The following is a 21,385-nucleotide window of genomic DNA, read 5'->3' on the forward strand; positions in this document are numbered from 1 at the left end:
GGGAGGCCATCCGCCCATGCTGAGCCTCAGCTTCACGCCCCTCGTGCCCTGGCCGGTCCTGATCGGTTTCGGCATCCTGGTCGCGGTCTTCGCCGGTCTTGCGTTCCTGGCCCGCGGCCGGGTCGCGATCCTGCGGGCGCTGGCGCTCGCGCTGGTGCTGCTGGCGATCGCCAACCCCGCGCTGGTGCGCGAGGATCGCGAGCCCGTGAAGGACATCGCCGCCATCGTGGTCGACCGCTCGGGTTCGCAGGCCCTCGGTGATCGCCCGGCCATGACCGATGCGGTGCGGGCCGAATTGCAGCGCCGTTTCGGGGCACTCACCAACATCGAGCCGCGCTTCATCGAAGTGCCCGACGCCAAGGATGGCGACGAAGGCACCCGGCTGTTCACCGCCCTGTCTCAGGCTCTGGCCGATGTCCCAGCCGAACGGCTGGCCGGCGTCGTGATGCTGACGGACGGCGTCGTGCACGATATACCGGCCTCGGTGGCGGCGCTGGGCCTCAAGGGTCCCCTCCATGTCCTCGTCACCGGCCACCCGGACGAGCGCGACCGCCAGATCAAGCTGATCGAGGCGCCCCGCTTCGGCATCGTCGGGCGCGACCTCACCATCCGGGCCGAGGTGATGGAGCGCGGTGGAACCGGCAGCGCCGCCGTCACCGTGCGTCGCGACGGCGAGGAGGTCGGGCGCCGTACCTTCCCTACCGGCCAGCCCTTCTCCCTCACCATGCGGATCGAGCATGGCGGTCCGAACGTCGTGGAGATCGAGGTCGAGCCCCTGCCGGGCGAACTGACCACCATCAACAACCGCGCGGTCCTGCCCATCGAGGGCATCCGCGAGAAGCTGCGCGTACTCCTCGTCTCGGGAGAGCCGCACCAGGGCGAGCGCACCTGGCGCAACCTGCTGAAATCCGACGCCAACGTCGATCTCGTTCACTTCACCATTCTGCGGCCGCCCGAGAAGCAGGACGGCACGCCGATCTCCGAACTCTCCCTGATCGCTTTCCCGACGCGCGAGCTGTTCGTTCAGAAGATCAAGGATTTCGATCTCATCATCTTCGACCGCTACGCCAACCAGAGCGTGCTGCCTTCGGCCTATTTCGACAACATCGTCCGCTACGTCCGCGAGGGCGGGGCCCTGCTGATCGCCGCCGGTCCCGAATTCGCCTCGTCCGCCAGCCTTGCGCGCACGCGGCTGGCCGCGATCCTGCCCGGCGAGCCGAACGGGAGGGTGATCGAGCAACCCTACAAGGCGGCGCTGACGAACATCGGAAACCGCCATCCCGTGACCCGGGCCCTGCCGGGGTCGGAAGCCTCGCCGCCGGCCTGGGGCGACTGGCTCCGTATCGTCTCGACGCAGGTGAGGCCGGGCATTCAGCCGATCCTGCAGGGGCCGAACGCCCTGCCGCTGCTGGCCTTGTCGCGTGAGGATAAGGGTCGCGTCGCCCTGCTAACTTCGGACCATGCCTGGCTCTGGGCACGCGGATATCAGGAGGGTGGCCCCTATCTCGACCTGCTGCGCCGCCTCGGCCACTGGCTGATGAAGGAGCCGGCCCTGGAGGAAGAAGCCCTTCGGGCGCAGACCACGGGCCATGGTCGCGAGGTCCGCGTCGAGCGCCAGACCATGGCCGACACGGCCGAGCCCGTCACCGTCACGGGTCCGACCGGCAGCCAGCGCACCTTGACGCTGATGCAGGGCGAGCCCGGGCTGTTCTCGACCACCTTCGAGGCGACCGAACTCGGCCTCCATACCCTCCGCTCCGGCAGCCTCGTCGCTTTCGTCAGCGTCGGCCCACCGAACCCGCGCGAACTCGCCGACGTGTTCAGCGACACCGATCGCCTGAAGACCCTCGCGGAGGGCACCGGCGGCTCGATCCGCCGCATCGCCGATGCCGCCAGCGGCACGGTGGTGCCGCGCCTGCAATCCGTCCGCAGCGGCCGCCTCAGCGGCGCCGACTGGATCGGCTTCCGCCCCAGCGACAGCGCCAACATCCGCGGCGTCGAAGTCTATCCCTTGGCGCTCGGCCTCTGGGCGCTCGTCGCCCTGGCCGGCGCCGTCCTGGCGATGTGGCTGGTGGAGGGCCGGCGCGGGCGGGCGGCGTGAAACCTCACGCTGGCAGCCCCGCGAAAAACCCGGCGATCTCGGCAGCGGCCCGGTCGGGGTCCTCGCGATGGGGAAAGTGCCCCACGCCGGGCAACGGTGCGAGGTCGAGATCCGAAAAGGTCTCGCCGAGGCGGTCCGTCCAGGCATAGGGAAAGAGCGGGTCGGACTCGCCCCAGCGGACGCAGGTCGGCACCGTGATCGGGGGCAATGCGGGCGTCTCGCCCCGGATCATCGCCAGGCGGCCGGCCTGTGAACTGACGTACCAGTTGAAGCCGCCCTGGAGGTTGCCGGGGGCGAGGAAGTTGTCCGTGAAGGCCTCCAGCACAGCGTCGAAGGCGGATGGGTTGCCGCCGGCCCAGTGGCGCAGGAAGTGACCGATATAAAGCCGACAGCCTTCGCGCGAGGCGCCGACCTGCGCCGCCGCGAACGGCTTCACGTGGTAGGACTGATACCAGATTTCGGCGAGCATCCCGGGAGCCGCAAGGCGCGGACCGATGCCCGGGTAAGGGCAGTTGAAGGTGAAGAGCCCGGTCAACCGATCCGGGGCCGCCCGGGCCAGCGCCTGAACCACGGAGGCCCCGACATCGTGGCCGACGATGCCGACGCGGTCGAGGCCGAGGGCGTCGAGCAGCGCCACCACATCGGCGGCATGGACCTCCGCGCCCACCTTGTCGGATGGCAGCGGATCCGGCTTCTCGCTGGCGCCGAAACCGCGGAGATCCGGTACAATCAGTTCGAAGCGGTCTGCGAGGCGCCGCATCACCGGCTCCCAGGTCAGCCAGAATTCCGGCCAGCCATGCAACAGCACCAGCGGCCGGCCCTGGCCGAGGCGCGCGACGTGGAGCGCGATGCCGTTGGCCGTGATCGTGTCGTGCCGAATTCCGGTGTGATCCATCGCGTCGACTCCCTGCGACGCCGAAGGCCGCGTCAGACGGGTCAACGCGTCCGGAGGGCGGTGACGTTCCCCGAGACGGCCTCGGCCGCGCCCGGACGCAATGCGCGCCACAGGAAGCGCGCGGGATCGACGGAGGAGGGCGGAAGGAGGCGCCCGGGCGGGATCGGCGCGAAACCGAAGCGCCGGTAATACGGTGCGTCGCCGATGAGGATCACGAGGCCGTGGCCGGCTGCCGTCGCCGCGTCGAGACAGGCCGTCATCAGCGAGGCGCCGATACCCCGCCCCTCGAAGCTCGGATCGACGGTGAGGGGCCCCAGCACCAGGAGCGGACCGACGGCTTCGGCCGGGCCGACCCGGACCGAGCCGACGAGGTAGGTGCCCACCAGGGCGGTGAAGCACAGATCGGCCACCGGCCGTGTGCCCTCGCGCAGGCGATAGGCGGTGCGGGCGAAGCGGCCGGGGCCGAAGGCACGCGCATGAAGCCGCTCGATCGCGTCTGCGTCCCCGGGGTGCTCGTGTCGGATGACGAGAGGAAGGGTGGTCACGTCGCCCGGGCCGAGAAGTCGATGCGTGGGTCGATCCAGGTGTAGATCAGGTCGGAGAGCAGGTTCACCGCCAGCCCGAGCAGGGAAAAGATGTACAGGGTCGCGAACACCACCGGATAGTCGCGCCCGACGATCGAGGTGAAGGACAGCAGTCCGAGCCCGTCGAGGGAAAAGATCGTCTCGATCAGCAGCGATCCCGTGAAGAAGGCCGAGATGAAGGCCGCCGGGAAGCCCGCGATGACGATCAGCATGGCGTTGCGGAAGACGTGCCCGTACAGCACCCGCCGCTCGGACAGACCCTTCATCCGGGCGGTGATCACGTATTGCTTGCGGATTTCGTCGAGGAAGGAGTTCTTGGTCAGCAGGGTCGAGGTCGCGAAGGCGCCGAGCACCAGGGCGGTGAGCGGCAGCGTCATGTGCCAAGCGTAATCGACCGCTTTGCCCCACAGGCTCAAGGATTCGAAGTTCTCGCTGGTCAGGCCCCGGATCGGGAAGATCTGTACGAACGAGCCGCCGGCGAACAGAATGATCAGCGCGATGCCGAACAGGAAGCTCGGAATCGCATAGCCGATGATGACGATGGTCGAAGTCCAGAGGTCGAAGCGCGAGCCGTCTTGGACGGCCTTGCGGATCCCGAGTGGAATCGAGATCGCGTAGGAGATCAGCGTCATCCACAAGCCGAGCGAGATCGACACCGGCAGGCGTTCGCGGATGAGCTGCAGCACCGATACATCGCGAAAGTAGCTGTTGCCGAAATCGAACCGGGCATAGTCCCAGATCATCTTGGCGAAGCGCTCGGGCGCCGGTTTGTCGAAACCGAATTGCTGCTCGAGCTTCTTGATGAAGGCCGGGTCGAGCCCCTGCGCGCCGCGATAGCGGGCGCTCGCGTCGCCGCTTCCGGCACTTCGCGCCGCGCCTCCGAGATCTCCGGCCCCGCCGCTGACCCGCGACAGGCTGCCTTCGTTCTGGCCCTGCAACTGCGCCAGCACGCGTTCCACCGGCCCGCCTGGAGCGAACTGCACGATGACGAAGGTGATGAGCATGATCCCTAAGATGGTCGGAACCATCAGGGCGATGCGGCGCAGGATGTAGCCGAGCAAGGGAGGATCCTCAGGTTCGGCCGATGCGCCGCGCCTTGGCGGCATCGTACCACCAGACGCCCGGCGCGCCGAGATCGTAGGTCGGCCCCTTGGCGGGCCGGCCGTAGACGTCCCACAGCGCCAGCCGGTGATCGGCCTTGTACCACATCGGCACCCAGTAGCGGCCGGAGCGCAGCACCCGGTCGAGGGCCCGCGCGGCGTGGACCATGTCGGCGCGCGAGGTCGCTTCCGTCACCCGCTCGATAAGCGCGTCGATGGCCGGGCTGGTGATGCCCGCCAGGTTGTTCGATCCCGGTGTGCCGGCGCTGCGCGATCCGTAGGCTTCGCGCAGTTCGGGACCGGGCGTCAGCCCGCTGCCGAATCGGCGGGCGGTGAGATCGAAGTCGAAATCCTTGACGCGGGCCTGATATTGCGACGGATCCACCAGCCGGATGCTGGCGCGGATGCCGATCAGACCGAGATTGCGGATGAATGGCTGCGTCACCGGCTGGAACACCGGGTCGTTGTCGAGGAACTCGATTTCCAGGGGCTTGCCGGAGGGCAGGCGGACCACTCCCCCGTCTCGGGTGCAGCCCGCCTCGCGCAGGAGCGCCACGGCGCGGCTGAGGAGGGCGCGATCCTGGCCCGAGCCGTCGGATGCGGGTGGGCTCCAGGCCTCGCCGAACACCTCGGCCGGCAGATCGCCGCGCAAGGGATCGAGGAGGGCCAGTTCCTCGGGCGCGGGCCGGCCGGTGGCCTTCAGCTCAGAGTTCTCGAAGTAGGAGACGGTGCGCAGGTAGGCGCCGTACATTAGGTTGGCATTCGACCAGTTGAAGTCGAAGCACAGGCCGATCGCCTCCCGGATGCGGGGATCGCGAAATGCCTCCCGCCGGGTGTTGATCCACCAGCCCTGCGTACCCGAGGGCCGCGCATCCGGCACCACCTCCTTGCGGACGCGGCCCTCCTGCGCGGCGGGGAAGTCGTAACCCGTGGCCCAGACCCGTGCGGTGAACTCCTCCCGGAAGGTGAAGGCACCGCCCTTGAAGGCCTCGAAGGCCACCTGACGGTCGCGAAAATACTCGTACCGGATGGCGTCGAAATTGTTCTGGCCGACATTCACCGGCAGCTCGGCGCCCCAATAGTCCTTGACCCGCTCCAGCTCGATGAAGCGGCCTGCCTCCAGGCGCCCGACCTGATAGGGACCCGAGCCAAGAGGCGGCTCCAGGGAGGAGGCCTCGAAATCGCGCTTGGCATAGTAGGCCGCCGAGAACACCGGCAGGGTGGCGACGAAGAGCGGCAGGTCGCGGCTGCGGCCCTTCGCAAAACGGAGCACGATCGTGGCGTCGTCCTCGGCGACGGCCTCGTCGAGATCGCGGATCACCTGCGCGATTTCAGGGTGGCCCTTCTCCTTGAGGAGGCGCATCGACGCCGCCACGTCGTGGGCGGTGAGGCGCGAGCCGTCGTGGAAGCGCGCCTGCGGCCGCAAGGCGAAGCGGTAGGTCAGGCCGTCCTCTGAGATCTCCACCGAGCGGGCGAGGAGGCCATAGAGCGCATCCGGCTCGTCCAGCGCCCGCACCATCAGGGAATCGAAGGTCAGGTTCATGCCGGCGGCGCCGTCACCGCGCAGGACGTAGATGTTCAGCGTGTTGAAGGTATCGGAGGCCTGGTTGCCCAGGGTGGAGGCGAGTTGCGCCGAGAACCGGCCGCCACGCGGCGCATCCGGATTGACGTAGTCGAAGTTCGGGAAGTCGGCAGGGTATTTCAGGTCGCCGAAGCTCGACAGGCCATGACTGGTGCGGACCGCTGCGCGGACCGGTGCCGGCAGCACCAGGGAAACCCCGAGGGCTCCGGCCCCCGCGACAACGGCGCGGCGGGTCGGACAGCCGGCGCTCACCGTGGTGCCCCGGTCTTCGCCGCCAGTGCCTCGTCGTACCACCACGTCGCCGGGAAGCCCGAGCTACCGTATTTCGGCAGCACCGCCGGATGGCCGAAACGGTTCCAGCGCAGGGTGCGCGAGACGTTGGAGCCCCATTGCGGCACCACGTAATTGTGAGCCAGCAGCACCCGGTCGAGGGCATGCGTCGCCGCAAGGACACCCGGCCGATCCTTCGCGAAGATCACCTTCTCCACCAGAGCGTCGATGGCCGCGTCCTTGATGCCGATGAGGTTGCGCGAACCGGGCTTGTCGGCGGCGGCCGAGCCCCAGAACTCGCGCTGCTCGTTGCCCGGCGACAGCGATTGCGGCCAGGAACTCGTGGTGATGTCGAAGTCGAAGGCGCGCAGGCGGTTCTGGTACTGAGCTTGGTCGATCACCCGCAGGCTGCTGTTGATGCCGATCAGCTTCAGCTGCGCCGCGAACGGCAGCACGACCCGTTCGAACACGCTCTGGAATTCCAGAAACTCGACGGTAAGCGGTTCTCCGCTCTTCACGTCGGTCATCTGGCCGTTGCGCAGCTCGTATCCCGCCTGCTTCAGCAGACCGACGGCCTCGCGCAGGTTGGCCCGCACGGCTTCCGGGCTGCCGTTCACCGGGTTGGTGTAAGGGGTGGTGAAGACCGAGGCCGGGACCTTATCCTTGACGCTCTCCAGAATCCCCAGCTCATCGCCCTGGGGGAGCCCCGAGGACGCCAGCTCCGATCCGAAATAATAGGAGTCGATGCGCTTGTAGAGGCCGAAGAACAGCGACCGGTTCATTTCCTCGAAGTTCATCGCGAGGTTGAAGGCCCGGCGCACCCGCGGATCGCTGAACTTCGCCCGGCGGGTGTTCAACACGAAGGCCTGCATGGTGCCGTTGCCGCGATCGGGGAATTCTTCCTTGATCAGGCGGCCCTCCTTCACGGCCGGGAAGGTGTCGTAGGCGGTGGCCCAATTCCGGGCGATGTTCTCGGCCCGGAAATCGAACAGGTCGCCCTTCAGAGCCTCGATCAGCACGGTGGCATCGCGAAAATACTCGTTGCGCATCGTGCCGAAGTTGTTGCGGCCGACGTTCACTGGCAGGTCCTTGCCCCAGTAATCCGCTACCCGTTCGTAGGTGGCGCTGCGCCCGGCCTCGAATTTTGCCAAGCGATAGGGGCCGGAGCCGAGGGGGATCTCCAGGGTGGTCTGCGTCGGATCGCGCGGTTTCCCCTGCGCATCCGTGCCGGTCCACCAATGCTTGGGCAGCACACGGAGCTGGCCGAGCACCTGCGGCAGTTCGCGGTTGCCCGCCTCCGAGAAGGTGAAGGTGACCTCCCGCGGGCCGGTGACAGCCGCCTTGGTCACGGTCTGATAATAGGCCGAATAGAACGGGCTGTTGGCCTTCAGGATGTCGAAGGACCAGACCACGTCATCCGGCGTGATCGGCTGGCCGTCATGCCACTTCGCCCCGTCGCGAAGGCGATACGACACCGAGGAGAGATCGTCGGCGAGGCGCACACCGTCGGCCAGGAGGCCATAGGAGGTGAACGGCTCGTCGGCCGATTCCGTCATCAGGGTATCGTAGATCTGAAGGACGCCGCCTTCCAGATCGCCCTTGAGGCCCGAGACGACGTAGTTGAAATTGTCGAAGCCGCCCTGGGCGCCAAGGCGCACGAGACCGCCCTTCGGGGCGTTCGGGTCGGCATACTCGAAATGCTTGAAATCGGGGCCGTATTTCGGCGCGCCCATCAGGGTGATCGCGGGGACCCACTCGCCCTTCGGCGTGGCGGCCGGCGGATCGGGCTCGGCCCTGGCAGGCAGGCCCAAGGCCAGGAAGGCGAGGGCGGCGAGAAGGCGTCCGATCAGGGCTGTTCGCATCACGGGCAGGCGGTCTCCGGATTCCGGGGGTCGCGGTCCCATCGCCTCACCGGCGACGGCAGGCGGGTGTTCTAGGACGGACGGGCGGCGAACGCCAAGCCGGCGCGTGCGCGCAGGAGAAGTTGGCGCGTGCGCGAAGCACCCAGCGGGGGCGTGCGGCAGGACGAGCGGTGACCCTCTCGGATGGATGCGAGCACGGCGGCAAACAAAAAAGGCCGGGCGATGCCCGGCCTTCTCCCGTCTCGCAATCTGCGGGGATTACTGCTGCGCGGGCTTCTCGGCCGGAACGGTCGCGGCCGGTGCCGGCGGCGCGGCTGGGGCAGCCCCGACCGGCGTGTCGTCGGCCGGCTTCACGGAGGCGGGCGGGTTCGCCTTCTCGCCTGCGACGGTGGGCTGGGCGGCGGTCGCCGGGTTGTTGACCTCGGGCTTCTGATCTTCGGTCGGCTTCGCGCCATCGGCGGGCTTCGGCGTCTGCTCGCGACGAACCTCGGCGGCGGGCTTCGAATCCGGCGCCGGCTTGGCCTCGGCCGGCTTATCGGCCGGCTTGGCTTCTGCCGGCTTGTCGCCCTCTGCCTTCGCGTCGGCAGCCGGCAGTGGGGCCGGGGTGTCGGCAAGGCTGCGCAGATAGACGATCACGTCGGCCCGTTCGGTCGGCGAGGTGATGCCCGCGAAGGCCATCTTGGTGCCGGGGACGTAACCCTTCGGGTTGGCCAGAAAATGGTCGAGTTCGTCGTAGGTCCAGGTGCCGCCCTTCTCCTTCAGCGCGGCCGAATATTCGAAGCCCGGCTCATGCGCCCGCTGGCGATCGACCACGCCCCAGAGATGGGGGCCGACCTTGTTGGGGCCGCCCTTCTCGAAGCTGTGGCATGAGGCGCATTTCTTGGCCGCGGACTGTCCCTTGTCGACGGTGGCGCTGGCGAGCCGGATCGGCAGAGGCTCGACCTTCGCCTCGGGTGCCCCACCGCCGGCGGCCTTCGGCTGCGGTTCGGGGAGCGCGTAGCCGGCGTTGCCGGCAGGTTTCGGGTGATAGATCAGTTCGGCAACGAAGCCCGACCCCACGGCGAACAGCAGCGCGCCCAGCGCGGCACCCGCGACCTTGTTCAGCTCGAAAGAGTCCATTCTCGACAACTCCGGTGCGGCCGGCCTGAGGGGGAGAATTCAGGGCGAAGTCCAGCGCGTGAATGCGGCGGACTTTGGAAACGCTCGAGGGTGCTTAACTGCTGAGGCCCGACCTTGACAATGGTGGAGTCGCGCTTCGCGGAGTCGCAGAGACCTGGGTGTCGCCTACATCCCTCACTTGTTGAGACGCGGTCGTGCGGAACGGGTTCCCGAAGCCCGTTTCCCGCATCCGGGGTTCGTGGCGAGACGATGCGCTTCGCGCCACGGCATCGCTGCGCGCCACGGCATGACATCGCACACGGCCACTGTTAAGCACCGGGCTCATCCGGAACAGGACCTTGCACTGATGTCCGATCCCATCGTCCTCATTCCCGCGCGCATGGCCGCGACCCGCCTGCCCAACAAGCCGATGGCCGACATCGCCGGCGAGCCGATGATCGTGCATGTCTGGCGCCGGGCCGTCGAATCCGGCATCGGCCCGGTCGTGGTCGCGACCGATACGCCGACCATCGTCGAGACCATCGAGGCCGTCGGCGGCCTCGCGGTGCTGACTCGGGCCGATCATCCCTCCGGCTCCGACCGCCTGGCGGAGGCCCTGGACATCATCGATCCGCAGGGCAACCACGATGTCGTGGTGAACGTGCAGGGCGACCTGCCGACCATCGATCCCGGGATCATCGGGGCCGCGATCCTGCCGCTGATGGACCGTACGGTAGACATCGCCACCCTCTGCGCGGTGATTACCGACGAGGCCGAGCGGCACGACCCTAACGTGGTCAAGCTGATCGGCCACACCGTCGGCACGCGCCGCTTGCGGGCGCTCTATTTCAGCCGCGCCTCGGCGCCGTGGGGGGAGGGGCCGCTCTATCACCACATCGGCCTCTACGCGTATCGCCGGAAGGCGCTCGCGCGCTTCATGGCGCTGCCGCCCGGCGAGCTCGAGACCCGCGAAAAGCTGGAGCAGCTCCGCGCCCTCGAGGCCGGCATGCGAATCGATGCCATCATCGTCGACGACCTGCCGCTCGGCGTCGACACCCCCGCCGACCTGGAGCGGGCGCGCGCCATCCTGTCGGCCCGCCGCCTGAACTGACCGCACGCGAGAGACCTGCCCGCCATGCCCCACCGCACCATCTCCTACCAGGGTGAGCCCGGCGCGAATTCCCATATCATCTGCGCCCAGGCCTATCCGGACTGGACGCCGCTGCCGTGCCCGACCTTCGAGGACGCCTTCGCGGCGGTGAAGGAGGGCCGGGCGGACCGGGCGATGATCCCCATCGAGAATTCGATCGCGGGCCGTGTCGCCGACATTCACCACCTCATCCCGACCTCGGGCCTGCACATCGTGGCCGAGCACTTCCTGCCGATCCATTTTCAGCTGATGGTGCTGCCCGGGACGCCGGTCGAGACCATCCACACCGTGCACAGCCACGTCCACGCCCTCGGACAGTGCCGGAAGATCATCCGGCGCCTCGGGGTCCGCGCCATCGTCGCCGGCGACACCGCCGGGGCGGCGCGGGAGGTGGCGGAGGCGGGCGATCGGACGCGCGGCGCCCTGGCTCCGGCCCTCGCCGCCGAGGTCTACGGCCTCGACATCCTGGAGCGCGACGTCGAGGACGAAAGCCACAACACCACCCGCTTCGTGGTGTTCTCGCCCGAGCCGGAGCCGGTCGCGGCGGAAACCGGTCCCATCGTCACGAGCTTCGTGTTCCGGGTCCGAAACATCCCGGCGGCCCTCTACAAGGCGCTCGGCGGCTTCGCCACCAATGGCGTAAACATGTCGAAGCTCGAGAGCTACATGATCGAGGGCCAATTCTCGGCAACGCAGTTCTACGCCGAGGTCGATGGCCATCCGGAGGAGCCGGGCTTGTCGCGCGCGCTGGCCGAACTCGCCTACTTCTCGCGCGAGGTCCGCATCATCGGGACCTATCCGGCCCATCCCTACCGCGAGGCGAGCCGGGTCGCCGCCGAGTAGCGTTCGCATCGTCGGCATTACGATGAAGCGCCGTCCCTGGATCGCGTTCGGAAACCGCCGCGGCGCATGAGACGCGCCGCAGCGTCCGGGCTGGCAAGCGTTAAAACGCCATATGATGTCCTCCCGTCGTGCAGGATCGTGCACGACGGAGCCGTGAGGCGCCCCGCCGGAACGCGCAACACGAGCAAACTAATAATCTAATCCCTGGTATATTGCATACAAAGAATTTTGGTGCATGCTGTCCCGGTCGGTCGTTCAAGAACCGATCAAGAAGGAATCCGGGATGGAACGTCAGGACCCAGCGTCCGCCAAGTGGTGGCAACTCGCCTTCGGCGTGCTGTGCATGGCGATGATCGCCAACCTCCAGTACGGCTGGACTCTCTTCGTCGACCCGATCGATGCCAAGTTTCAATGGGGTCGTACCGCGATCCAGTTCGCTTTCACGGTTTTCGTCGCTACCGAGACGTGGCTCGTGCCGGTGGAGGCCTGGTTCGTCGACCGTTATGGTCCGCGCCTCGTGGTCTGCTTCGGCGGCGTGATGATCGCGCTGTCTTGGTTCCTCAATGCCCATGCGGATTCACTCGTCGTGCTGTACGCGGCGGCCGTCATCGGCGGTATCGGCGCGGGCTCTGTCTATGGCACGTGCGTGGGCAACGCTCTGAAGTGGTTTCCCCATCGGCGCGGGCTCGCTGCCGGTGCCACGGCGGCCGGTTTCGGCGCCGGCGCGGCTGTCACCGTGATCCCGATCGCCAACATGATCCGCGACTCCGGCTACCAGGACGCCTTCCTGACGTTCGGCCTAGGCCAGGGTGCCATCGTGGTTGCTCTGTCGTTCCTCCTGCGCAAGCCGTCCCTCGCGGCGGCGGTGCAGCGCAAGACCGTCCGGTTGCCCCAGACCCGGGTCGATCGGACCCCGCGCGAGGTGGTGCGCACGCCCGTCTTCTGGCTGATGTACGCCATCTTCGTCATGGTGGCTTCGGGCGGCCTGATGGCGGCGGCGCAGATCGCTCCGATCGCCCACGACTTCAAGGTCGCGGACGTGCCCGTCAGCCTGTTCGGCCTACAGATGGCGGCGCTGACCTTCGCGATCTCCCTCGACCGCATCTTCGACGGCTTCGGACGCCCGTTCTTCGGCTTCGTCTCGGATCATCTCGGGCGCGAAAACACCATGTTCATCGCCTTCTCGATCGCCGCTCTGGCGATCGTGACCCTGCTGACCTACGGCACCCAGCCGCTCGTCTTCGTGTTCGCCACGGCGGTGTATTTCGGGGTGTTCGGGGAGATCTACTCACTGTTCCCGGCCACCTGTGGCGACACCTTCGGATCGAAATTCGCCACCACCAATGCCGGCCTGCTCTACACCGCGAAGGGGACGGCCTCGTTCCTGGTGCCGATCGCCAGCGTGATCTCCGCCCGCTACGGCTGGTCGGCGGTGTTCGCGATCATCGTCGGTCTCAATGTGGTGGCGGCGATCCTGGCGCTGTTCGTCTTGAAGCCGCTGCGTCTGCGCTTGCTGAGCGAGGAGCCGACGTCCGTGCCGGTGGTCGCGGCCCGTCCGATCCAGGCAGCCTGAGATACGCGGGCACCCGGGTGCCGAATTCCGGAGACCCGGGCGCCCGCTCCGACGCTGCAAAGCCGCGTAGGCGGAACGCGTCATCCCGTCCGTCCAGGCGGACGAATACCGTGGATGGTTCGAGATCCGCCATGAACCGAGTTTCGTCAGGAATCGAACTACGCCATGAACATCCCGGCTTTACTGACCCTGCAGACAGTCCCATTCGCCGCCATCGTGCTGTCGGGTCGGGAAGACAGGGACCTCTTCGCCGTCGTCTATCTTGCGGTGTTCGGCCTGATCCTGACGCTGGTGGTTCTCACCGGCGATCGAGTGACCGACGCCCCGTCCTTCGCGGCTGAGATTCAAAGCCTGTCTGCCAACTGACGACCGCAGTGCGAAAAGACCGTGCCTTTCCTCATAGAGAGACTTGTGCCGGTGGCGGGCGAACCGTGCACAAGCGGCGTATCTCGTCACCCTGAGATCACGAAATGGTGCAGTGGCTGAGCCCTGTGCATGGCTGGTGTGTTGGATTTGGTATGCCACGGACAATGGTGCGGTGCCATATAGGGTCCATCGCACTCTCTCTGGGAAGCCCCCCGATGATCGCTCTTCTGGTTGTTGCCGCTATCGCCCTCAACGTCTCGCTGGTGTTCTTCGCCGCCGACGCTCTGACGCCGAAGAACGGCCCGCTGTCGAAGTCCGGCCGATTCATCGCCAGCAACGAGAATGCCGCAACTGCGATCCGTCTCGCCGCCTGACGGGCGGGGGATCGTCGTTCCCCTGTTTCTCTGAAGCCCTTGATTGGAAACCCGCCCGGCATGGCCGCGGCGGGTTTTTGCGTACCGCTATTCGCGCTTGATGACCCCGTCGACCATGAGATCGGACCAGAAGCCCGGCCGGAACGAACGCGTGAGCGCCTCCGGATCGTAGGCCGTCTCGACCCAGGTCAGGAAGTCGAGGCCCTTCGTCTCGCCCTCGCGGCGGTAGAGCGTGAAGAAGGCATCGAGAATGCCGGTCTTGGCGAAGCGGAAATGGCCGTAGCGTGCGGAGAGCTGGCCCATCGCCTCCGCCACCGGCAGGTTCTCGTGCAGGATGAGGTAGAGGGCGGCGCCGAGGCCGGCGCGGTCCGCACCGGACTTGCAGTGCATGATCGCCGGGTACTCGACAGTGTCGAAGAAGGCTTTCGCGGCCAGAATGGTCTCCCGCGACGGCGCCTCCCGAGAGCGCAGGACGAATTCGACCAGGGTCAGGCCCTGGCGCTCGCACGCCTCGCGCTGGAGCGGCCACGAACCGTGCTCGCGCCCGCCCCGCAGCGAAATCACCGTGCGGACGCCCTGGCGCTTGAACCAAGCCAACTGGTGCGGGCTCGGCTGGGCCGAGCGCCACAGCTTGCCCTGTCCGATCCGGTGCCGGTTCAGATAGGCGAGGCGGAACACGCCGTGGTCCACCAGCAGCATGTTCGCCCAGGCCTTGGCGCGCGACACCGGGCCGGCAATCGGGCGCTCGAAGCGCGCGATCCGCGCCATGCGCCGGGCGTAGCGGGTCTCGTACGAAAGGAAGCGGTTCAACACGGGGGCGGCGGGACCGAAGAGGCGGGGAGGGTGGGGAGGTGCGAGGCGGCTGATCTACCAGCGCGCGACCGCCGCGGCAAACGAGCGGTGGATCGCGGGGGCGAATCGGCATCGACCTTGCGAGGCTCGAGCCCGCCTTGTCTTCGCCCGGATCGTCGGCTCCGATGCGAGATCGACACCGATGCAAACCGTCTTTCGTCTCTTCGAGCGCGGAGACCCGTCATGCGTACGAGCACCATTAGCATCCGCCGCGCCCGCCCGGCCGACGTCGACCTTCTGGCGGACCTGTTCGACGAGACCTGGCGCGAGGCCTATCGCGGCATCATCCCGGGTGTCGCACTGGAGCGGATGATCTCGCAACGCAGCTCGCAATGGTGGCTTGGAGCTACCCAGCGCAGCCGACCGCTGGTCGTGGTCGAGCGGGAGAACGCGCTGGTGGCCTACGCGGTCTATGGACCGGCCCGCGGCCGAACCCTTCAGGCCCCCGGAGAGATCGACGAACTCTACGTGCGCCCGTCCTACCAGGGCCTCGGACTCGGCCGGCGCCTGTTCCGGGCCGTGTCCAACGACCTCGCCGACCATGGCCTCGCCCGGGTCGGGGTCTGGGCCCTGGAGGAGAACGACCGCGCCCGGACGTTCTACAGCGGGCTCGGCGGTGCCGAGATCGCCCGCGCCGTCGACCGAATGGCCGGAACGGTTCTGCCCAAAATCGGTTTCCGCTTCACCTGAACCGGCGGGATGCCCCGTCGCGACCGGTCGGCATCCGTTCCCCGGACCGGACCGGACCGGACCGTCGGGTAGGGAGCGGGGCTGCGGATGAGCGTGACGCCGGCGGATTGGGACAGGCGCGTCACGGCGCTGAGCGAGAAACTGCCGGACCGGGCGCGTCGCGCGGTGGATTGGCTGCGTGAGCCGTCTCGGTTCTGGATCCGTCTCGGCGCCGCCATCCTGTTCATCCTCGGCGGGATCTTCTCGATCCTGCCGGTCCTGGGTCTGTGGATGTTGCCGCTGGGACTTGCGCTTCTGAGCCAGGACGTCCCGGCCCTCAAGGTGCCCCTGGAGCATGCCGCGCGCTGGCTGGAGCGCACCTGGGCGCGGCTGGCGGCATGGTGGCGGCGGCGCTTCGGATCGTCGGACCGGCCCTGAGGCCGGGCCCGACAATTTCGTGCAAACGTTGTGAGGCCTCGGGGAGGTGCGATTTCCTTCGCGGCGGAAGGGCTTTATGAGACGCCGCAACGGGGCTGGAATGCCCGCGCTTCCGGGAGCTAATAAATGATCATCGATGCGGTCTCGATCGGGAAAAACCCGCCGGACGACGTGAACGTCATCATCGAAGTGCCGATCGGTGGCGACCCGATCAAGTACGAGATGGACAAGGAAGCCGGCGCCCTCGTGGTCGACCGCTTTCTCTATACGGCGATGCACTACCCAGGCAATTACGGCTTCATCCCGCACACCCTCTCGGGCGACGGCGATCCGTGCGACGTGCTGGTGGCCAATACCCGTGCCATCGCACCCGGCGCGATCATCAGCGCCCGCCCGATCGGCGTGCTGGTGATGGAGGACAATTCCGGCGAGGACGAGAAAATCATCGCGGTGCCGTCGCGCCATCTGACCATGCGCTACGACCGCATCGAAGATTACACCGACCTGCCCGACATCACGATCCACCAGATCCAGCACTTCTTCGAGCACTACAAGGATCTCGAGCCCGGCAAGTGGGTGAAGATCAAGCGCTGGGGCGGCAAGGACGAGGCTCACCGTTTGATCCTCGAAGGCATCGAGCGCGAGAAGGCCAGCAAGGCCGCCAAGGGCAAGTAAAGTCGAGGACGGAGAGGCCAAGCCGGTCTTCCCGGCTGACGGGTCGGCAACGCGGCGATCTTCCCGAAACCGGGAGGGTCGCCGTTTCGCTGTGTCAGAGGGCCTCGCCGCGCAGCAGGCGCGGCTGCGTCCCCCGCGCCGCGGCGGCCTCGCCGATGAACAGCCGCTTCAACCCCGGCAGCCGGTCGACCAGGCCGAGGCCGAGGTCGCGCGCCAGGCGCAGGGGCAGCAGGTCATTCGAGAACAGGCGGTTCAGCCCGTCCGTCACCGCCCCCATGGCCAGGGTGTCGAAGCGGCGCGCCCGCTCATAGCGCTTCAGCACGTCCGGGCTCCCGGGGTCGAGGCCGAGGCGGAGGGCGTCGGTCATCGCCTCGGCCAGCACAGCCGCGCCGGCGAGGCCGAGGTTCAAGCCTTGTCCGGCGATCGGGTGGATGACGTGGGCGGCATCGCCGAGGAGCGCCAGGCGCTCGCCCCGGAAGCTGCGGGCGAGGCCGAAGGCGAGGGAATGCGCGCTCGGTCCCCGCTCAAGCGCCAACCGCCCCAGATTGAGCCCGAAGCGACGCTCGATCTCGGCCAGGGTCTCTTCCGGGCCGCCTCCGGTCAGGGGCGGCACATCGGCCGCGCGCTCGGTCCAGACGATGGAGGAGCGATGCCCGAGCGTGCCGCCATCCACCAGCGGCAGGATCGCGAAGGGACCGCTCGGCAGGAAATGCTCGTAGGCCCGACCCTCGTGAGCGCGCTCATGGCCGATGGTGGCGACGAGCCCCATCTGTGGATAGGACCAGCCCACCCAGCCGATTTTGGCCGCTTCGCGCAGGCGCGAGCGCGCGCCGTCGGCAGCCACCAAGAGCGAGGCGTCGCGCGAACGGCCGTCGCTGAGCAACAGGCGGATGCGAGCGCCGTCCGGGACGGCCTCGACGATGCCGACGGGTTCGAGGACCACGCCCGCGGCCGCGGCTGCCTCCAGCAGGGCCGCCACCAACGGCTCGGCCTCTACCATGTGGGCGAAGGGGGCGCCGGCCTCAGCATCCTGCGCGAAGGTCAGGAACACCGGGCGGACCGGGTCGGACAGGCGGCTGTCGCTCACCACCATATCGTGGATCGGCTGCGCAGACCGGCTGGCGATGTCCCAGATTCCCAGGCGCTCGAACATGCGCCGCCCGCCAGCGGCGACCGCATAGGCCCGACCGGCATGTCGGGCGGCGCCGGCGCCGAGGCCGGGATCGCACACGGTGACCGACACGGCGGGGCCGTTGGCGCGCGCAAGCGCCAGGGCGAGCGTCAGGCCGGGAATGCCGGCTCCGGCGATCACCACGCTGCGCTGGTCCGCACGCTTCCTCGTTTCGACCGTGCCCGCCTGGATCATGCCCGCCTCGAATTCGCCCGCGCCGCCCATGGCAACCCCCGACATCCTCGCTGCCCGGAGTGCCACTCCTCGGTGCCGGGGGCAACGCACGAGGCCGACCTTCAGCCCGGACCTTATCGCCGCTGCGGCGGGCCTCGCCCGGTGGTCGGTACAGCCCACCGCGTCGCGTCTAGGATGCATCGGGGCACCTTGCCAGCGCGATCGTTCACATGTGAAGGGTCGGCCATGATCCTCGGGGGCGATCTCCCCGACAGGATCACGCGGGCGACCAGGGAAGCGGCATGGCAGGCATCGTCACCGAACTCCTCGACATCCTCGACCTGAAGCGCCTGGAGCCCGATCTCTATCGGGGCGAGAGCCTGCAGACCGGCTGGTTCCGGGTCTTCGGTGGGCAGGTCGTGGCCCAGGCCCTCGTCGCGGCCTCGCGCACGGTGCCGGAGACCCGGCCGCCGCACTCGCTGCACGCCTATTTTCTCCTGGGCGGTGACCCGAAGGCGCCCATCGACTACGCGGTCGAGCGCATCCGTGACGGCCGCAGCTTCGCCACGCGGCGGGTCGTGGCGCACCAGCACGGGCGCGCGATCTTCGCCATGTCGGTGTCCTATCACGATGCCGAGGAGGGTGCCGCCCACCAGGCCACCATGCCCGATGTTCCGCCCCCGGAGGATGTCCCCGAGGCGCCGGCCGTCACGGCCGAGGCCGCGCGCGAGGGCCTGACCATCCCGGCTCCCATTCTCTCGTATTTCGGACGCCGGCGGCCGATCGAATTGCGACCCGTCGAGATCGAGCGCTACCTGCGCCGGTCACCCCGCGAGCCGCGCTTCCATGTCTGGATGCGCGCGGTCGACCGCCTGCCCGATGATCCGGCGATCCATCGCACCGTCCTCGCCTATGCGTCAGACATGACGCTTCTCGACGCCACCCTGATCCCGCACGGGCAGACGGTGTTCGATCCTGAGATTCAGTCGGCGAGCCTCGACCACGCCCTGTGGTTTCATCGGCCGTTCCGGGCTGACGACTGGCTTCTCTACGCCCAGGACAGCCCCAGCGCCGAGGGGGCCCGTGGTTTCGCCCGCGGTCAGATCTTCACCCGAGACGGCACGCTGATCGCCTCGGTGGCCCAGGAAGGTATGATCCGGCCGCGCCGCGCCGAGGGTTGAGGCACCTTGCAGCCTAGGTCTTTGCCTCTGTTCTGCTGGTTATGCCTATTCTGTGAACGACATGCCTGCTTTGCGGGCAAACTTGGCCGGAAAAACGCCGCGTCCTAAATCAGCCGGCGGACACTTCTTGGGCAGATCGAGGCTCAGCGAAAAAGTTCCTCTGGCATAGTCCTTGAATATGGGTGGTCGAGCGCATGGGTCGGGAACGGCCCCTGCGTACCGGCGGGGTCGATCGTGTCGCGACGCGTGCGTGCGCCGGCCCGTGGCCTCCAGTCATGCAGGTTTGCACTCGCGCAAGGTCGCACTCGCGCAAGTTCCCATCCGCGAAATCCACTCGTAGCCAAAGGGGCGTCGCCCATGAAAATCGTGATGGCCATCATCAAGCCGTTCAAGCTGGAGGAGGTGCGCGACGCTCTGACCGGCATCGGCGTTCACGGCCTGACCGTGACCGAGGTGAAGGGCTACGGCCGTCAGAAAGGCCACACCGAGATCTATCGCGGGGCCGAGTATGCGGTGAGCTTCCTGCCCAAGCTGAAGATCGAGGTCGCGGTCGCCTCCGACCTGACGGGCAGCGTCATCGATGCGATCGCGGCGGCCGCCCGCACGGGCCAGATCGGCGACGGCAAGATCTTCGTCGTCCCCTTGGAGAAGGCGGTCCGCATCCGCACCGGCGAGACCGACGTCGACGCTCTCTGAGCGACGCTCGCCGAGGCGACGCCTTCCCCGGACGGTTCCGTCCGCCAGCCCCTGACACAACCCTTCACATCAGCATCGCACCGCGATCGGGAGTCTCGTTTCCATGAAGCTTCGCAATGCCCTGGCGCTCGGGCTGGGAGGCGCCGCGCTGGCCCTCCTGTTCATCGAGCCATCCCTCGCGCAGACCCCGACGACGGAGGCGATGACCGCTGCCGCCACCGCTGCGCCCGTCCCGAACAAGGGCGACACGGCCTGGATGCTCATCTCCAGCGCCCTGGTGCTGCTGATGGTCGTGCCCGGTCTGGCCCTGTTCTACGGCGGTCTCGTGCGCACCAAGAACATGCTCTCGGTGCTGACGCAGGTCTTCGCCATCGCCTGCATCTCCAGCCTCCTCTTCGTGATCTTCGGCTACAGCCTCGCCTTCACCAACGGCGGCGGCCTGAACGACTTCGTCGGCGGTCTGTCCAAGGCCTTCCTGAAGGGCATCGACGCGAACTCCACCGTCGCCACCTTCTCGAACGGCGTCGTGATCCCCGAATACGTCTACATCTGCTTCCAGATGACGTTCGCGATGATCACCCCGGCCCTCATCGTCGGCGCCTTCGCCGAGCGGATGAAGTTCTCCGCGCTGGTCGTGTTCATGATCCTCTGGACCACGCTGATCTACTTCCCGATGGCCCATATGGTCTGGTACTGGGGCGGCCCGGATGCGGTCGGCAACGCCGCCAAGGCACTGGCCGCCGCCACTGACGACGCCTCGAAGGCAACGGCTCAGGCCGCCCTCGACGCCGTGAACGCCGATGCCGGCCTGCTGTTCAAGTGGGGCGCCCTCGACTTCGCCGGCGGCACCGTGGTCCACATCAACGCCGGTATCGCTGGCTTCGTCGGCTGCCTCATGCTCGGCAAGCGCATCGGCTACGGCCGTGACCTGCTCGCCCCGCACTCCCTGACCATGACCTCGATCGGCGCCTCGCTGCTCTGGGTCGGCTGGTTCGGCTTCAATGCCGGCTCCAACCTCGAGTCCAACGGCACCGCCGCCATGGCGATGCTGAACACCTTCGTGGCCACCGCCGCCGCCGCCCTGTCGTGGCTGTTCGTCGAGTGGATGCTGAAGGGCAAGCCGTCGCTGCTCGGCATGCTCTCGGGCGCCATCGCGGGTCTCGTCGCCGTCACGCCGGCCGCCGGTTTCGCCGGCCCGATGGGCTCGATCGTCCTCGGCCTCGTCGCCGGCGCGGTCTGCTTCATCATGTGCTCCACGGTGAAGAACGCGCTCGGCTACGACGACTCGCTCGACGTCTTCGGCGTCCACTGCATCGGTGGCATCCTCGGCGCCATCGCGACCGGTATCCTGGTGAACACCGAGTTCGGCGGCGTCGGTCTGCCGGACTACACCTCCAAGCCCGGTGAACTCGCCGTCGGCGCCTACGAGACCGGCGCCGCCGTGATGAGCCAGGTCAAGGCCGTCGGCTTCACCATCCTGTGGTCCGGTATCGGCTCCGCCATCCTGTACAAGCTCGTCGATCTCACCATCGGCCTGCGCGTCACGCAGGACGAGGAGCGTGAAGGCCTCGACATCGCCGATCACGGCGAGCGCGCCTACAACTACTAGGATCGCGGGCGCTTCAGCCCACGGTTCGGAAGGCCCCGGTCCTCGCGACCGGGGCCTTTTTCGTCTTCGGCGGTACGGCAGGACGGACGGGCAGGCCACGAGGCCGGTCCGACACAGGATTG

General features: G+C 67.8%; 20 protein-coding genes. 12 read left to right on the plus strand and 8 right to left on the minus strand.

The genetic code is table 11. The annotated features are described in order from the left end of the window. Positions 1–16: 16 nt before the first annotated feature. Positions 17–2,101, plus strand: a complete 2,085-nt coding sequence (locus tag ASF60_RS02685) for a hypothetical protein (RefSeq protein ID WP_056179795.1) — start codon at positions 17–19, stop codon at positions 2,099–2,101. Positions 2,102–2,105: 4 nt separating this feature from the next. Here ASF60_RS02685 and ASF60_RS02690 read toward each other — a convergent pair whose 3' ends face one another. The 6 genes from ASF60_RS02690 to ASF60_RS23380 form a co-directional block, all read right to left on the minus strand. Then, complete coding sequence (locus ASF60_RS02690) at positions 2,106–2,996, minus strand: alpha/beta fold hydrolase (protein ID WP_056179798.1); 891 nt, start codon at positions 2,994–2,996, stop codon at positions 2,106–2,108. A 41-nt stretch (positions 2,997–3,037) separates the two neighbouring features. Further along, the gene (locus tag ASF60_RS02695; protein WP_056179802.1) at positions 3,038–3,541 is read right to left on the minus strand and encodes a GNAT family N-acetyltransferase; all 504 of its coding nucleotides are present in this window, start codon (positions 3,539–3,541) and stop codon (positions 3,038–3,040) included. Continuing rightward, a complete protein-coding gene (locus ASF60_RS02700) occupies positions 3,538–4,641 on the minus strand; it encodes a microcin C ABC transporter permease YejB (RefSeq protein ID WP_056179804.1) in 1,104 nt (367 codons plus the stop codon). Before ASF60_RS02700 ends, ASF60_RS02695 begins: the two co-directional genes overlap by 4 nt. Before the next feature lie 10 nt (positions 4,642–4,651). Then, positions 4,652–6,514, minus strand: a complete 1,863-nt coding sequence (locus ASF60_RS02705; RefSeq protein WP_056179807.1) for an extracellular solute-binding protein — start codon at positions 6,512–6,514, stop codon at positions 4,652–4,654. Beyond that, entirely contained in the window at positions 6,511–8,394 is a 1,884-nt protein-coding gene (locus ASF60_RS02710) for an extracellular solute-binding protein (protein WP_056179810.1), read from the minus strand. Before ASF60_RS02710 ends, ASF60_RS02705 begins: the two co-directional genes overlap by 4 nt. A gap of 258 nt (positions 8,395–8,652) precedes the next feature. Next, on the minus strand, positions 8,653–9,513 hold the full coding sequence (locus ASF60_RS23380; protein WP_082507693.1) for a c-type cytochrome: 861 nt from the start codon (positions 9,511–9,513) through the stop codon (positions 8,653–8,655). 346 nt (positions 9,514–9,859) lie between these two features. Between ASF60_RS23380 and ASF60_RS02720 the strand changes: the two genes are divergently transcribed. From ASF60_RS02720 to ASF60_RS25055, 5 genes are all read left to right on the plus strand, one after another. Further along, positions 9,860–10,603 carry a 3-deoxy-manno-octulosonate cytidylyltransferase gene (locus tag ASF60_RS02720; RefSeq protein WP_056179814.1) on the plus strand — a complete coding sequence of 248 codons (744 nt, stop codon included), beginning with the start codon at positions 9,860–9,862 and terminating at the stop codon, positions 10,601–10,603. Positions 10,604–10,627: 24 nt separating this feature from the next. Beyond that, positions 10,628–11,485 (plus strand): prephenate dehydratase, encoded by an 858-nt coding sequence (locus tag ASF60_RS02725; protein ID WP_056179816.1) that lies wholly within the window; start codon positions 10,628–10,630, stop codon positions 11,483–11,485. A gap of 283 nt (positions 11,486–11,768) precedes the next feature. Further along, a complete protein-coding gene (oxlT, locus tag ASF60_RS02730; protein ID WP_056180109.1) occupies positions 11,769–13,058 on the plus strand; it encodes an oxalate/formate MFS antiporter in 1,290 nt (429 codons plus the stop codon). 165 nt (positions 13,059–13,223) lie between these two features. Then, a complete protein-coding gene (locus tag ASF60_RS02735) occupies positions 13,224–13,424 on the plus strand; it encodes a hypothetical protein (protein WP_056179819.1) in 201 nt (66 codons plus the stop codon). A 215-nt stretch (positions 13,425–13,639) separates the two neighbouring features. Further along, positions 13,640–13,798: a hypothetical protein gene (locus ASF60_RS25055; protein WP_200935864.1), complete on the plus strand. Its 159-nt coding sequence runs from the start codon at positions 13,640–13,642 to the stop codon at positions 13,796–13,798. An 87-nt stretch (positions 13,799–13,885) separates the two neighbouring features. On the opposite strand, the gene ASF60_RS02740 is transcribed toward ASF60_RS25055, so the two are convergent. After that, on the minus strand, positions 13,886–14,611 hold the full coding sequence (locus ASF60_RS02740) for a fused DSP-PTPase phosphatase/NAD kinase-like protein (protein WP_056179822.1): 726 nt from the start codon (positions 14,609–14,611) through the stop codon (positions 13,886–13,888). A gap of 222 nt (positions 14,612–14,833) precedes the next feature. On the opposite strand from ASF60_RS02740, the gene ASF60_RS02745 reads away from it, so the two are divergent. From ASF60_RS02745 to ppa, 3 genes are all read left to right on the plus strand, one after another. Then, entirely contained in the window at positions 14,834–15,340 is a 507-nt protein-coding gene (locus tag ASF60_RS02745) for a GNAT family N-acetyltransferase (protein ID WP_056179825.1), read from the plus strand. Between the two features lie 87 nt (positions 15,341–15,427). Then, the gene (locus tag ASF60_RS02750) at positions 15,428–15,757 is read left to right on the plus strand and encodes a hypothetical protein (RefSeq protein ID WP_056179828.1); all 330 of its coding nucleotides are present in this window, start codon (positions 15,428–15,430) and stop codon (positions 15,755–15,757) included. A 126-nt stretch (positions 15,758–15,883) separates the two neighbouring features. Beyond that, positions 15,884–16,432, plus strand: a complete 549-nt coding sequence (ppa, locus tag ASF60_RS02755) for an inorganic diphosphatase (protein ID WP_056179832.1) — start codon at positions 15,884–15,886, stop codon at positions 16,430–16,432. A 94-nt stretch (positions 16,433–16,526) separates the two neighbouring features. Here the strand turns inward: ppa and ASF60_RS02760 are convergent, their stop codons facing one another. Continuing rightward, on the minus strand, positions 16,527–17,798 hold the full coding sequence (locus ASF60_RS02760; protein ID WP_056180112.1) for an FAD-dependent monooxygenase: 1,272 nt from the start codon (positions 17,796–17,798) through the stop codon (positions 16,527–16,529). Between the two features lie 281 nt (positions 17,799–18,079). On the opposite strand from ASF60_RS02760, the gene tesB reads away from it, so the two are divergent. From tesB to ASF60_RS02775, 3 genes are all read left to right on the plus strand, one after another. After that, positions 18,080–18,958 (plus strand): acyl-CoA thioesterase II, encoded by an 879-nt coding sequence (gene tesB, locus ASF60_RS02765; protein ID WP_056179836.1) that lies wholly within the window; start codon positions 18,080–18,082, stop codon positions 18,956–18,958. Between the two features lie 357 nt (positions 18,959–19,315). Then, on the plus strand, positions 19,316–19,654 hold the full coding sequence (locus tag ASF60_RS02770) for a P-II family nitrogen regulator (RefSeq protein ID WP_056179837.1): 339 nt from the start codon (positions 19,316–19,318) through the stop codon (positions 19,652–19,654). Between the two features lie 103 nt (positions 19,655–19,757). Continuing rightward, the gene (locus ASF60_RS02775) at positions 19,758–21,263 is read left to right on the plus strand and encodes an ammonium transporter (RefSeq protein WP_056179840.1); all 1,506 of its coding nucleotides are present in this window, start codon (positions 19,758–19,760) and stop codon (positions 21,261–21,263) included. Positions 21,264–21,385 lie beyond the last annotated feature (122 nt).

The organism is Methylobacterium sp. Leaf113 (assembly GCF_001423325.1).
Lineage (GTDB): Bacteria > Pseudomonadota > Alphaproteobacteria > Rhizobiales > Beijerinckiaceae > Methylobacterium.